We start from the raw sequence: 14,382 nt of genomic DNA on the forward strand, positions 1-14,382 counted from the left end.
CTTATAAATTCTTATATTTTCAGAAAATAAACATTATACCGAACACCAGCAGCACCGCGCCGCCGCATGCTTCGCCATAGCCGCCTAGCCTATGGCTGACTCTTCTTCCAAGCAGCAATCCCATAATCGACATTAAGCTGCCAAAAAAACCGAACAGCAGCACCGTCAGCATCAAATCAGCTGCGAACATGCCGAGCGTAACGCCAACGGAAAAAGAATCAGCGCTGACGCCCAGCGCGAACAGCAGCGTTCCCCAAATGGTGCGGTAATCAAAGGCTTGCACATCTTCTCCCCGCAAGGAGCTATAAATCATATGCCCGCCGAGCAGCACCAGCAGTACGCCAGCAGACGCAGTCGCTACATGACCAAGCAAGCCGCTGACGAAGCTCCCAGCGTACATGCCCCCGAGCGGCATAATAATATGAAAAATACCGATAATAACACTTAATCTTATTATATGGAGCCAGCGAATACCGCGCAGCCCAATTCCAATTCCTAGCGAAAAAGCATCCATGCCAAGTGCAACCGCCATAAGCAGCAGTGTAATAAATTGCCCTCCAAGCATATGGCTACTCCACAAAATGATCTCCCCCCACGTCCGCAAACACTCTTAACCCAACATATGCGGCAATGGGGACAAACATACTATAGCTTGTTTAATCGGTCTTGGAGATATTCTTACCCTTGTAAAGCGCCAGGCAAACCGCAAAACTTGAGTCAAAAAATCGCATGACAGGCACGACCGGTATAACCGGCACGAGCTTAATTTTACTAGTGAAAAAATAGTTCGCCGGCTTAAGCTGGTCTTGTCTTATACCTGATGGGTGCGATGACCGGCTGCCTTGAGCAGCCGATTCATAAGTGCGGCTCCGATACCATCTGGCTCGCAGCCTTCTGCCCAAATTCGCTGAACGCCAGCAGCATCAAACTGCCGCAATGCTGCATACAGGCGGTGCGCAGCCTGCTCCAGCTGCTGCCCGCTCCCGTAGGTCAGCACGAGAGCGGAGCCGTCCTCCATAACAGCGGCCTGCTCATCGAATACAAGAACGCCTGCTTTCAGTCCGGCGTTCACAGCTTGCGACACCTGCTCCTGCATATAAGCAACACGCTTGGCGGCTGAGCTTCCTTGTACGACGCTTAGCTCGCCCTTCGGTGCATAATGCGTATATTTCATGCCTGGCGAACGTGGCGCAGATAGCTCCTCCACGGCCGACTCAGCTTCCGCAGGTGCGTCAATTTCCGCTTGCGGCGCCGCTTTGCACAGCTGCTCCACCGTTACGCCGCCTGGGCGCAAAATGCGAAGCGCCTGTTCGCCCGTCAGTTCAATGACGGTCGATTCAAGGCCGATGCCTGTAGCGCCGCCGTCGACAATGCCGCTGATCCGGCCGCTGAGGTCTTCAGCCACATGCTCGGCGAGCGTAGGGCTTGGCCTGCCCGAACGATTAGCGCTTGGCGCGGCAACCGGACAGCCCGCAGCTGCAAGGAGGCGCAGCGCCACCGGATGGGAAGGCATCCGAACGCCAACAGTGGATAAGCCAGCCGTTACAAGCGGCGACACCGCTCCCGGCTGAACGGGAAGCACAAGCGTAAGCGGTCCTGGCCACAGCTGCTCCATCAATTGCTTCGCAAGTGCCGAGTAAGGCAGCACCAGCTCATCAAGCTGCGAAATCGTTGCGATGTGAACAATAAGCGGATTATCGGAGGGGCGGCCTTTGGCCTGAAAAATCTGCGCCACCGCCTCCGAGCTGCGAGCATCGGCACCAAGCCCGTATACCGTCTCCGTCGGGAAAGCTACAAGCTCTCCACCGCGAAGCAGTTCTGCTGCTTCCGCGATAGACGCCTCCGCATATTCATCCGTCATGCGCCATACCTTCGTCGTAGTCATCTCTATCCTTCAATCCTTGCTCTGTTATAGTCATCCTTCTAGTCTGTATACTCCCGTAAGTATACCATACGCTTGGATAAAAACGGAGCCAGCAGCATAACCGCAGCCCGCGGATGCTCACTGGCCCAAATCTGGCTATTAGCTGTTGGATGCTAGGGTGTGTATGTAAATCTGAGCAGCTCTGCCACTCCTTGTTCAGAGCTTAATCGTGGCCAATCCCATCTGGCGATTCGAAGCCTGTGAACCGTGGACCTGAGAACCGAAGCATGCGATTGCTACTGAGCCCCCCTGTAGCTCTGTGACTCTTGTTGCTAAGACCTCATAGCTTGGGAGCTTGAGAGTTCGGGAGTTCGGGAGCTCGGGTGCTTGAGAGCTCGGGTGCTCGGGTGCTTGAGAGCTCGGGTGCTCGGGTGCTTGAGAGCTCGGGGCGGGGCGCTCATTTCTTTTTTGAGGACTGAGATTCCGCTATTTTGGCTTTTCAATCCATTTCAAGCCATAAGCGGACAGGAAATCCGCTATCGTCCTCATTTTGTCGTCAAAATGGCTAGTGGCATCGCATTAGCTGCTCCTGAGTCCGCAACCTATGCCTTAACCCGTAATTCTATTAAAATAGCGGCTGCTGTGTCCGCCAAGTCTAACTTTGTACAGGGATTAAAGCTCTGAAATGAAGAGTATCGAGCTGGCTTGTATACACGCCCTAAGCAAACAGGCTTTGCATCCAAGCAATCAGCTTTTGCAGCATTTCCCAAAGGAAAAACTTTGCTTCCGGCGCTTCGCCTTCCGCTTTGCTAGGAGCAGAATCCTGTTTGGCATGGACAACATCGCCAGCATTTTCTTTTTGTGCAGATGCCTTTTCTACAGAAGCTTTCGCTTCTTTCGATTCTGCCTTGCTTGCTGCATTTGCTGCTTCCACCTCGCCATCGGCGGCTACCGCTTCGCCGGAAGCTGCGTCGATGAAGCACAATGGCGGGAACAGCACGCACCACCAGTTTTGCCCCTTGCCTTCCCCTAGCGTAATGAGCAGCGCTTCGTAGTTGCCAGCAGGATATACTTCACTTCCGTACATTTTAGTAGGGAAAGGAACTTGGCCAAGCTCAATGTGAAACGCATAATCAAAACCCCGGCTGCTCAATACTTTGCCAACCAGAAGCTCCATCTCGCCCATATGCTCGCGCATCGTGGTACGAGCTTCTTCTATCGTCTGCGGTCCAGTTACCCAGCTGTTCATTGCCTCGACCACAGCATCACGAACGACACGTTTAACTGCCTGATCGGCAGGAGCGTCGGAATTAGCCAGTATACGGAGCCTGATCGACTCCTCCGGAATATGACTGCCAGCTACAGCGGCATCTACTTTTTGCAGCTCCCAGCTCATTACAAGTACAGCAAGCACCACCATAATAAGAACGACGGATCTACGATAAGAAATACGGGAATAATTGCGGGACATACACAAGCTCCTCTCGATGGCACCCGTCGGTACCTCTGCTTGCGTTCCGGAACGTATCTATCCGTAAGTATGTCCGCGATTCCCGTTCTATAAACCTCAAAACTATTAAATTTTAATAGACAAGCGTAATCGGCCATCGCCGCCCTTTGGCAGTGCTATTCAGTCCGAGAAATAAAAGAACAGTAAGGAAAATATACACTTTCTTATATTTCAAAAATAAACAGCCCTTGCGCTATTTTATTGTGATAGCCCTCTAGCAATTTTCGGAGCTGTTCGCTCCTGCAGGAGCGAACTTGCAGTATGCTGATGCACACTCGCGGCATGCAGAGCACTTGCAGTATACTGATGCACACTCGCGGCATGCAGAAGCAGCATGCCGCAGGTGTGCTTCACAAGGGAGATTATTCATCCTGCCTAGCCGTTGGTACGCACCGCAATAACATGGCGGTCAATGCCGCCATAATCTGTAATCGTCCGTACCTCGTCCCACATATCCGCTTTCCTTAATAGCTCCGCCACCGCTTCCGCTTGGCCCATGCCCAGCTCGAAAGCGACGATGCGCGGCATTTGCCTCAGCAGCGGCAGCTGCTCTACCATGCGGCGGTACGGGTCCAGCCCGTCCGCTCCGCCATCCAGCGCGAGGTGCGGCTCGTAATCCCGCACCTCGCGCTGCAAGCCCGGGAGGTCATCCGCCGGTATATACGGCGGATTAGATACCAGCACATCGACGCGGAGGTCTACCGCGCCGGGTGCCTGGGCTGCGGCGGCGCCGCCCGTTCCGATGAACGGCGCCAGCAGGTCGCCCTGCACGAACGCCATGCGGCCCGCCGCTCCATGGCGGGCCGCATTCGTGCGGGCGACAGCCAGCGCGTCCGGCGAAAGATCGGACGCGCATACGCGCCAGAGCGGACGCAGCGCAGCGAGCGTCACGCCGATGGCGCCGCTGCCCGTACCGACGTCAAGCACCGTCGGCCGCGCAGCCAAGCCCTTAGCCCGGTCAGCCGCTATCGCTGACCCTTCCTCCTGCTCCGCCTGCTCGCTGGCGCTATTGCTCGCAGCGGCAACCCCCGCCTCGGCCGCACCTTCCGCTGGCGCACCCTCTGCTTCCGCCTGTGCCGATTCCGGCCACAGGCGATCCGCCGCCTCAAGCACTGCCTCGACGAGCAGCTCCGTCTCGGGCCGCGGAATCAGCACGGCCGGCGTAACCGCAAACGGCCTGCTGTAGAACCACTGCTCGCCGATGATATATTGCACCGGCTCGCCACTTCCTTTTCGCCGAATGAGCTCGTCCCATGCTGGAGCAAGCTCGCTCGGAAAAGGATCGCCCCCGTCGCGCAGCAGCTCCATGCGCCCGATGCCCAGCAGATGCAGCAGCAGCAGCTCCGCATTATTGCGCGGCTCCTCGACGCCCTGCCCCGCCAAAAACGAAGAAGCCTGCAAGCAGGCTTCTCTATTGGTACAAGGCAGCAAAACCTGCCACTCCTTGCTATTGTCGCTCATGTATCCAACGTCCCTTTCTTTACTTCCCTAAATGCCCGCCAATAAAACGCATAGCCGCATAAAAGGCAGGGTCTCCAAGCACAGATGCTCGAAAATCCTGCCTCTTCACGCAGCATGCCTGATCTGGCAGCTTACTTGGGAAAGCACTTCAGTTAGTTCAGTTCTCTCTCCATAATGTCGGCTTGCTCAGCAATCGTAAGCGACGAAATAATTTCCGCCATGTCGCCGTTCATAACCGAATCCAGCTTATGCAGCGTAAGACCAATACGGTGATCCGTCACACGGCTCTGCGGGAAATTATACGTGCGAATCCGCTCACTGCGGTCGCCCGTTCCGACTTTGCTTTTACGCTCGCCGGCATATTTCGCTTCTTCCTCTTGACGCTGTACATCGACAATACGCGCACGCAATACTTGCAGCGCCTTGGCTTTGTTCTCATTTTGCGATTTGCCATCTTGGCAAGTTGCCATAATGCCCGTCGGTACGTGAAGCACCCGGACAGCGGATTTTGTCGTATTAACCGACTGACCGCCTGCGCCGCTGGAGCAGAATGTATCAACCCGGATATCCTTGTCGAAAATCTCAACTTCCACTTCCTCAACCTCCGGCATAACCGAAACGGTTGAAGTGGACGTATGAATACGGCCGCCTGACTCCGTTACCGGAATACGCTGTACCCGATGAGCGCCGCTCTCGAATTTCAGCTTGCTGTAGGCACCTTTGCCCGTAATCATGAAAATAACCTCTTTAAAGCCGCCCAAGTCATTTTCATTAAAATCCATCAGCTCTACACGCCAGCCTTGCGTATCCGCAAACTTCGTGTACATGCGGTACAGCTCATAAGCGAACAAAGCCGCTTCATCGCCGCCAGCCGCGCCGCGAATTTCCACGATAACGTTTTTGTCATCGTTCGGATCTTTCGGCAGAAGCAAAATTTTAATTTTTTCTTCCAGCTCTTCCTTGCGGTCAGACAGCTCATCAATCTCCATCTTGACCATCTCGCGCATTTCATCATCCAGCTTCTCGCCCTGCATAACCTTCGCATCGTCCAACTGCTCCGACACTTGTTTATATTCAGTATAAGCTTCATAAGATTGTTGCAGATCGGACTGCTCCTTGGAATATTCCCGCAGACGCTTCGGATCACTTGCTACATCTGGATCACACAGCAGCTCACTCAACTTCTCGTAACGATCAGCCAGTGCTTGTAAACGGTCCAACACCATCATTCACCTCTGTTATCACACTTTGATACTCCATTATAACATATGCGCAGCATTCTATCGACAAGCGAATTACTGCCGCCGCGCCCAGTTTTCTACTTTTCACTTATTAAGTTTGCATACCTAGACGAAGGAGCCTCCGAATCCGCTTAAACAGCAGATCGAAAGCTCCCTTTTTCGTGAAAAATCTAAACGTTAAAGCGGAAATGTATAACATCGCCGTCTTTTACGACATAATCTTTGCCTTCCAAGCGAACCTGGCCACGCTCTTTCGCCACGTTCATCGAACCGGCAGCTGATAAATCGTCAAACGATACGATCTCGGCGCGAATAAAGCCGCGCTCAAAATCCGTATGAATAACGCCAGCTGCCTGCGGCGCTTTCGTTCCGCTGCGAATCGTCCAAGCGCGAACTTCCTGCACGCCTGCCGTAAAATACGTATAAAGGCCAAGCAGCTTGTACGCCGCACGAATCAGACGGTTAAGTCCCGACTCCGCAAGGCCAAGCTCCTCAAGAAACATCGCCTTGTCTTCGCCTTCCAGCTCGGCAATTTCTTCCTCAACACGCGCGGAAATGGGCACCACTTCTGCATTTTCAGCAGCAGCGAACTCGCGAACTTTATTAACGAATTCGTTATTGTCCGTGTCAGCAACTTCAGCTTCGCTCACATTGGCTGCATAAAGTACAGGCTTCATTGTCAGCAAATGAAGATCGCGAATGAGCAGCTTCTCATCCTCGGACAGCTCCAGGCTGCGCGCTGGCATATCATTGTAGAGCGCCTCTTTTACACGCTCAAGCACTTCAACCTCTTGCACAACTTTTTTGTCGCCTCCCTTGAGATTTTTGCGGGAGCGCTCGATTTTTTTATCAACGGAATCAATATCCGCCAAAATCAGCTCTAGATTAATCGTCTGAATATCGTCGATCGGGTCGATTTTGCCCGCTACATGCGTAATATTCTCGTCTTGGAAGCAGCGAACGACATGAACAATCGCATCGACTTCACGAATATGTGCCAAAAACTTGTTGCCAAGTCCTTCGCCCTTGCTCGCGCCTGCTACCAGACCGGCAATATCAACAAACTCAAATGCTGTAGGCACGATGCTTTTCGGCACCACAAGCTCAACGAGCCTGTTCAGACGCGGATCCGGCACCTCTACAACACCAACGTTAGGATCAATTGTACAAAAAGGATAGTTAGCGGATTCAGCACCCGCTTGCGTAATTGCATTAAACAAAGTCGATTTGCCGACATTCGGCAAGCCTACGATACCAGCTTTTAAAGCCATGCGTAAAGACACCCCATTTTCCGAAGTAACAAGCTCTCGTCATTATACCCGATGCGTATAAACAATAAAAGGGCGAGTTCGCTTACCCGCTTAGCAAAAGGCTCCTGCTGTGGTGTTCATACACCCCGTTCCAGCCAGCGTTCGTGCAAGAGCTTTAAATTAGAATCCGTATTCAAATTCATATTTGCTGTTTATTTCTTCCCATAGCTTTTGTCTGATTTCCGCTGGTTGATCCCCATCCGTTTGCAGACCAGGATGCTTCGAGCCCTCTACTTCAAATTTCCCATTGTTCATATTAAGGATGGCATACTGCCCCATGCTGTTTTTCTTTAGAAAAATAATGTACTTCTGCTGGGATGCCATCTCATTGTAGCCTGCTGCCTTCACTTTAGTTTTTATGCCATCGGGTTCTGTAATGATGCTAACAGGTTCAACGATTTCCATCTGCTTCGCATCTGCCCATTCAGCAGGCTGTTTAATGATTTTAAAAATCCCCACTTGTGACAGGGTATAAAAATCCTGCAACGTTCCATCACTGTAGTAGGCGGAATTCTGGTCACGCTCATCAAAAGAATGTATAGGCGCTCCAATAATAATCAGATCTGCTGCTTGCTCCAAAGCCTTTAATGAGTCATATACCTCATATCGTACAGACATCTCCATTTCCCGCATTTGGGAGGTGGAGGTGTCCGAGAAAACCATGAGCTTTTCCAGTGGCTCCACTTCATTAATATTCGTTATTTGGTAGGAGCTTAGCTTATTTTGGGTTTTATTGGCATTATAGATCGTGACAAAATACCCTCTATAAATCGTAACGCCAAAAGCGCGGATGCCATCTAATTCAATAATCATCGAATACTGGTCCTTTTTGGCTCTGCTCAGATCAAGCTCATTGGATTTTTTAAATTTCATTTTCGCAAAAACAGCCATGATTTTATCGATTTCTTGCGGGTTCGTTATCCTTTTTTCTTCCCGCTCCGCTGTCGTAGCTGATGATCTGACTAGCTCAATGGCTGTAATATCTGCTTCACCGACTGAATCTAATACGGCTTTTTGAAACGTCGTATATTGCGACGCCATATAGAGCGCAGCTGCAATTACAACAACGATAACCGCAGCTACAAGCCTGATAAGCGTGTTCTTTTTCAAAATAGAAAGCTCCTTCCCTTAAAAATTTATTATGCTTGTACAATTCCGTTTCACAGCCTCCTCATGTCCTTTTTTCACGCATGCTTCAGAACGCTTCGGTCATACTATAGCTGGGGTTACCCGCAGTCAGGAGGTGAAGCGCCGTGGAAAACAACACTCACAAAGGCAATTACAAAGGCACAACGAAAATGCATGCGAAAAATCAGGACATGGCATTCGTAAACGATAACATTAAGGATACGAAATCCGTCTCCAACTTCACAGACAAGAAGAAAAAAACCGACTAACCACCCCTAAACCCATCTATTCTTCCCGTAAAAAAGCATACGGAAGAGCCTCCAGCCACTTAACTGCCTGGCCGAAGGCTCTTCCGTTGTTCATTGCTGCCCTTAGGCTATGCCTCGAATTGCTGAGCAAGGGATAGCCTTTCAGCTCTTAGTTGCGAATCGGTGCTTCCTTCAAATCGGCCCGCGTTTGCAGGTAACGGAAAAATGCCGTCGCCGCCTCGGCCCGCGTCACTTTACGTTCCGGAAGGAAGCTCCCGTCCGACAGAGACATAATGTTGAGGCCGACCACGATTGCCGCTTGGCCTTTTTTCTCTGTTTTGTCCGCATCTTTAAAATTAATATTGAACAGCTGGTCATAATCCGCCAGCGTATTGTAGCCCAATGCCCGCACGATCAGCTCGGCCATTTCCTCACGGTCAACCTCGCCCGCCGGATTAAAGGTGCCGTCGCCAATATCAATCAGATTTTGCTCAAGCGCGCTTTGGACATATACATAATAGCCTGAGCCCGCCGCTACATCGCTAAAAGCCGCACTACCCGATTCAGCATTCGCCATCACAATCGGCCCTCGGCCGCTGTTCATAGCAAGCACTAGCATTTTAATCAATTCGCCGCGTGTCACAATCGCATTTGGACGCACCTTGCCATCCTTCACATCCAGCGCCTTGTAGGCAACCATCAGTTCCAACTGCCGCTGCGCCCAGTGGCCTTCGACATCGAGCGCCTTAGGCTTCTCGAGCGCCGTAACCTCACCACTTTCGCGATTCCGCCATTGCCCGCTTTGGGCATCCAGGAATACGGATTCATCAATCGCAGCCGGCACAAGACGGTAAACAAGCTTCACATCCGTCTTGCTTTCCACCTGCTCGGAATCCAGCTCGCCGGCCGCCAGCATCAGGTTGTATTTATCAATAGGGATCGGCTGGCCTTGCAGGGAATATTCCCGCTCTACATAATAAGTCAGCTCTGTACGATAGTAGGTGAGCCATTTTTCAATCGCTTCCGTTTTTTCAATAACCTTTGGCGCTTGCGCCGGGTAGTTGAAGGAAGCGAGCTGGGCGTCATACATCGTCACTTCATTCGTCCGGGCATCCACATTGACGTTGACCCGATCATAGGACACCGTAGCTCCCTGAATTTTGCGGACAAAGGAAATATAATAGGAATTAATCGTGCCTGCTGGCGCCTCGCTGTACTGCTTTGGATCAGGCTTTACAACGTATAGCTGGTCAGCCGCCCAAGAAAGCTGCTTTTTCACCGTATCGGTTGCAATCTTCTCCGCCTGCTCGTAAGTTAATGAAGGCTTTACCGAAGTATCCCCGCCATCGTAAGAATAGGCATAATAACTGCGAATAATCCCCGTCTTGCTGTCCACAGTGGCCGATACAGAGCCGGTCTCTCTAGATCCGCTCTTCGTCGTCCAATTGAGGTTCCAATACGATTCGTTATGGCCTGTTGTATCGTCGTTGTACTCATTGTAGCTCGAATTAGACAGTACAGCGCCTGTTGGCAGCTTGAAAGACGACTCTACAAGCGCAATCGCCTGTTTGTCCGTCATATTGCCTGCTTTGGGCGCTTCGCCAAGCGCTGCTGGAGCAATTGGAGTAGCGGATACGCTGCTAGTCTGATCATTTAGCTTCTTAATAAGGGAGCCGTCCAGAGCATTCACCGCCAGACTGTTCATCTCGTAGCTAAGCTGAGGGGAACGCTGGCCTTGCGGGCTATAAGGCACAATGTATTGCAGCTCGGGCTGGGCAAGCTCACGGAGCTTGGCATTAGCCTCAGCTAGCGTAATGCGCGAGTCTGCTTTTGGAAATTGCAGCGTGTCATCCCATTGCAATTTATAATTAGTAATATGGCCTTCACTATCCACATCGAGTTCAATATAGTTGTCTACATAAGGAATATCATTAATGATTCGGTCATAGCGAATTTTGTGAACAACCTCTCCTGTCAGTGGGGGTAGCACCTGGGCCCCGTATTCGGGATTGTAGCGCACCTGGTCTGCGTAGGAAGCAGCAATTTGCTTCATGAAGGAAGCAGCAATATCCTGAGCAGCCGAACGCTCTACCTTGAGCGGATACGTCGGCTTGGAGCTGGCATTTTCTAAATAGGAGCTAAAAGCAAGCAACTGGCCGCCGTCAGCATCAATTTGCACATAAATGCTGCCCTTATGCTTGCCATTTACTTTCTTGACGAAATCAAGCCCCCACACATTGCGTTTGCCCTGCGCCAGCACAGTGACCGCCAAAGACGCGCCCTGCAGCGTATATTCCTTCGGAATGCTCACAAGCTCGCGCGCAAGCTTCTCAGCCTTATCCTTTGAAACCGATACATTCTCAGCAGCTTCCATGGAGCCCTCCCCGGAAATACGGTCTGCCAGATTAGTCTGGCGATCAATCGTCACGTTCGCTCCGTTTGCAAAAGCGGCGGTAGGCACACTGCTTGTTATCGCGACCAACGCAACAAATGCAATCAACCTTTTTTTGCTTCCCATCTCCTGCTTCCCCCTCCAATACATTCCTGAATATCCTATAGACGCCCAAGCTTTGAGGGAAGTTGCGTCTTTTGAAAGAATTTTTGCACAATAAAAAAAGAAGCCGCACACCGATGAACCATCGGCGATGCAGCTTCCCTTCATTGAATCAATGTGCGACCAAAGGTCTTACAGTTGATTGCTGATTTTTGCTTTCAAAGCATCTTTGCTTTGCAGACCTACCATTTTGTCAACGGGCTGTCCGTCTTTGAACAAAATAAGGGTTGGAATGCTCATTACGCCGAATTGCGAAGCCAGTTCAGGCTCTTCATCGACATTGATTTTTGCAATTGTAGCTTGGCCTGCAAGCTCAGTTGCCAATTCTTCAACGATTGGAAGCTGCATTTTGCAAGGTCCGCACCAAGGTGCCCAAAAATCTACCAGAGATACGCCGCTCTCTACGTTAGATGAAAAGTTGTCTTTCGTTAATGCTACTGCCATTTCAATCATCCTCTCCAGCTGTGTTGTATGATAAGGGAATACCCCTCACACCGTCTTTATAATCAGTTGCCTATTCACACGCATGAATCTGGCCAAGCACATCTTGAATTGTCGTGTGACTGAAATGAGCTTCAAGCTGCTTCTCCGCCTCACAAAAAATCCGGAACATCACTTGGTTCATATTGGAGCCAACGACGCACTCCATGCCCGGATCGCCCGAGCACCAGCTTGGAATAAGCGAACCTTGCGCCATCACTCGGTAAACATCGGCAAGCGTTACTACTCTCGGATCAATCGTCAGCCGATAGCCGCCTCCCGATCCTTCGCGCGTATCCACATAACCGCTGCGGCGCAAGCCGCTCATCACCTTGCGAACGCGGGCTGAATGAGTGCCTACGTTGACGGCAATCATCTCGCTGCTCGCCATGTTTTCCGGCAAATGAGCTAAATATACAAGACTGTGTACGGCAATTGTAAATTCGCTGTTCAATGTGAACGGCCTCCCTGTTTAGTACTGTAATTTTATCAATTACAGTTCAAACTGTCAATAGTCCGTTCCCGCTAATATTCATCATTAGGATGCGATGACTTTTCATCTATTATGCACGGGCCGTCCAGCCTACCTCTAAAAATTGAAATTCATCGGATTGGAGCCATAACGACGGCCTTCGTTTAACCCATCAATCGCCGCAACCTCCGCTTCCGTCAATTCAAAATCAAACACATCGCCATTTTCGACAATACGCTCTTTTCGAACGGATTTCGGAATTGTAATGACGCCTTTTTGCAGATCCCAGCGGATGACGACTTGCGCCGGGCTTTTGCCGTATTTGCCAGCCAGTTCCTGAAGCAGCGGCACGTCTAAATTCCCTTGCATGAGCGGGCTCCAAGCCTCAAGCTGGATGCCCTGCTCGCGGCAGAAGCTTTGCAGTTCCGGCTGTGTCAGCAGCGGATGGAATTCCACCTGATTGACCATCGGCTTAATTTCGCAGCCCGGCAGCAGCTCGTCGAAATGCGGCAGTAGAAAATTGCTCACGCCGATGGCCCGAACGTAGCCATCCTTATAAAGCTTTTCCAGCGCGCGGTACGTTTCTGTAAACTTGCCCGCCACTGGCCAATGTACTAAATACAAATCTATGATATCCAGCCCTAGACGCTTGCGGCTTGCTTCGAATGCTTGCAATGTCGTCTCATAGCCTTGGTCCCGGTTCCATACCTTCGTCGTAATGAACAGCTCGTCCCTCGCAATACCGCTATCGGCAATTGCACGCCCCACACCGGTTTCGTTGTTGTAAGCGCTTGCTGTATCGATGCTGCGATACCCCGCCTCTATTGCGTAACGTACAGCGTGCTCAACCTCATCGCCTTCTTTCGACAAGTATACGCCAAGCCCCAGCCGCGGCATTTGTACCCCGTTATTCAGCGTCGTTACTTCTGTGCTTATTGCAGCTTTAGTCATCTTTGTTCCTCCTGTTCTTTTTTAAAATATAAGCTTGTATAAGTTTCACACTTATCATTAGGCTTATATTTCTCGGAATGAAACGCGCCGCGCCGCCAAAGGACGGCGACAGCCTTTTCACCTTGAGAAAAGTGATGAACGATAGCAATAAAACTATTTTCCACAAAATAGTAACAACAAAAGACGGGTGGGTCAACCTATTCCTGTGATTGAAGGGACGATAATGTCTCTAGCCTGTCGCAACGTGATATAATAGATATTAACGTATCGAACGGAGTTGATTATTGATGGCGGAATTGCTTAATCCTCGAAATGACTTCTTGTTTAAACGCATTTTTGGTAGCGAAGAGAACCGGGATGTATTGCTTGCCTTCCTCAACCGGACCTTTACAGAAGCAGGAAAGCCACCATTAACGGAAATTACTCTTCTCAATCCCTATACAGAAAAAGATGCTCCACGAGACAAACAATCGATCTTAGATATTCGGGGCAAAACTGCCGAAGGTGAACTTATTAATGTTGAAATGCAACTGTTCAATAAATATGACACTGAGAAGCGCACTCTTTTTTATTGGAGTAAGCTCTACAATGGACAATTGCAAGAAGGTCAATCTTATAAGTTGCTCAAAAAATGTGTCACAATCAATATTCTTAATTACTCATTTTTGCCTAACGAACAGTATCATAACGTGTTTCATCTTCGAGAAGATCGCAGTGGCATTTCCCTAATCGATGATATAGAACTGCATTTTTTAGAATTGCCTAAGCTAGATGACCTCGCAGTACCTGTTGAAAATGGAGGATTGGTCAATTGGCTGCTGTTTCTAAAGAGTACGAATAAATCCAATTGGGAGGTGCTCACCATGAACGATCCTGTATTAAAGAAAGCTATGAATACACTTGAGTTTCTTAGTCAGGATACAGAAGCGCGTCGCTTGTATGAGGATAGGCAAAAGTATTTGCACGATGAGGCTTCCATGATTGAAGGTGCTTTAGCAGAAGGGGAAGCCCGTGGCGAGCGAAAAAAAGCAATCGAAATCGCTTCCGAGCTTATAGCTCTTGGAGTTGAAGCGCATATTATTGCTAAAGCATCCGGTCTTACTGAGTCCGAAATCTTAAACATGAAACAAAAACGCCACGAACGCTAATGTTACGATTACCAA

At 50.3% G+C, this 14,382-nt stretch carries 13 protein-coding genes; 2 read left to right on the forward strand and 11 right to left on the reverse strand.

From position 1 onward, the window contains the following. Window positions 1–19: 19 nt before the first annotated feature. The 7 genes from AC50Y5_RS12405 to AC50Y5_RS12435 form a co-directional block, all read right to left on the reverse strand. Window positions 20–565 carry a manganese efflux pump MntP gene (locus tag AC50Y5_RS12405; RefSeq protein WP_056036750.1) on the reverse strand — a complete coding sequence of 182 codons (546 nt, stop codon included), beginning with the start codon at window positions 563–565 and terminating at the stop codon, window positions 20–22. Window positions 566–811: 246 nt separating this feature from the next. After that, complete coding sequence (locus AC50Y5_RS12410) at window positions 812–1,885, reverse strand: L-threonylcarbamoyladenylate synthase (protein ID WP_056036748.1); 1,074 nt, start codon at window positions 1,883–1,885, stop codon at window positions 812–814. 697 nt (window positions 1,886–2,582) lie between these two features. After that, entirely contained in the window at window positions 2,583–3,335 is a 753-nt protein-coding gene (spoIIR, locus tag AC50Y5_RS12415; RefSeq protein ID WP_494860970.1) for a stage II sporulation protein R, read from the reverse strand. 414 nt (window positions 3,336–3,749) lie between these two features. Beyond that, a complete protein-coding gene (locus AC50Y5_RS12420) occupies window positions 3,750–4,835 on the reverse strand; it encodes a N5-glutamine methyltransferase family protein (protein WP_494860972.1) in 1,086 nt (361 codons plus the stop codon). Window positions 4,836–4,987: 152 nt separating this feature from the next. Next, window positions 4,988–6,058 carry a peptide chain release factor 1 gene (gene prfA, locus AC50Y5_RS12425; RefSeq protein ID WP_046231406.1) on the reverse strand — a complete coding sequence of 357 codons (1,071 nt, stop codon included), beginning with the start codon at window positions 6,056–6,058 and terminating at the stop codon, window positions 4,988–4,990. A 188-nt stretch (window positions 6,059–6,246) separates the two neighbouring features. Then, window positions 6,247–7,347, reverse strand: coding sequence for a redox-regulated ATPase YchF (gene ychF / locus AC50Y5_RS12430; protein WP_056036739.1), 1,101 nt, complete (start codon window positions 7,345–7,347; stop codon window positions 6,247–6,249). Window positions 7,348–7,506: 159 nt separating this feature from the next. Then, a complete protein-coding gene (locus tag AC50Y5_RS12435; RefSeq protein ID WP_494860975.1) occupies window positions 7,507–8,496 on the reverse strand; it encodes a hypothetical protein in 990 nt (329 codons plus the stop codon). A 143-nt stretch (window positions 8,497–8,639) separates the two neighbouring features. Here AC50Y5_RS12435 and AC50Y5_RS12440 point away from each other — a divergent pair, with 143 nt between their 5' ends. Further along, window positions 8,640–8,783, forward strand: coding sequence for a hypothetical protein (locus AC50Y5_RS12440; protein ID WP_172455457.1), 144 nt, complete (start codon window positions 8,640–8,642; stop codon window positions 8,781–8,783). Between the two features lie 148 nt (window positions 8,784–8,931). Here AC50Y5_RS12440 and AC50Y5_RS12445 read toward each other — a convergent pair whose 3' ends face one another. The 4 genes from AC50Y5_RS12445 to AC50Y5_RS12460 all read right to left on the reverse strand — a co-directional run bounded on the left by AC50Y5_RS12445 (window position 8,932) and on the right by AC50Y5_RS12460 (window position 13,219). Next, entirely contained in the window at window positions 8,932–11,280 is a 2,349-nt protein-coding gene (locus tag AC50Y5_RS12445) for an S-layer homology domain-containing protein (RefSeq protein ID WP_494860977.1), read from the reverse strand. Between the two features lie 168 nt (window positions 11,281–11,448). Beyond that, window positions 11,449–11,760, reverse strand: a complete 312-nt coding sequence (gene trxA / locus AC50Y5_RS12450; protein ID WP_056036730.1) for a thioredoxin — start codon at window positions 11,758–11,760, stop codon at window positions 11,449–11,451. 70 nt (window positions 11,761–11,830) lie between these two features. Continuing rightward, complete coding sequence (locus AC50Y5_RS12455) at window positions 11,831–12,250, reverse strand: RrF2 family transcriptional regulator (protein WP_056036728.1); 420 nt, start codon at window positions 12,248–12,250, stop codon at window positions 11,831–11,833. 135 nt (window positions 12,251–12,385) lie between these two features. Beyond that, complete coding sequence (locus AC50Y5_RS12460; RefSeq protein WP_056036726.1) at window positions 12,386–13,219, reverse strand: aldo/keto reductase; 834 nt, start codon at window positions 13,217–13,219, stop codon at window positions 12,386–12,388. A 287-nt stretch (window positions 13,220–13,506) separates the two neighbouring features. On the opposite strand from AC50Y5_RS12460, the gene AC50Y5_RS12465 reads away from it, so the two are divergent. After that, window positions 13,507–14,367, forward strand: coding sequence for an Rpn family recombination-promoting nuclease/putative transposase (locus AC50Y5_RS12465; protein WP_056036724.1), 861 nt, complete (start codon window positions 13,507–13,509; stop codon window positions 14,365–14,367). Window positions 14,368–14,382 lie beyond the last annotated feature (15 nt).

Source organism: Paenibacillus sp. JT22N7, assembly GCF_059383875.1.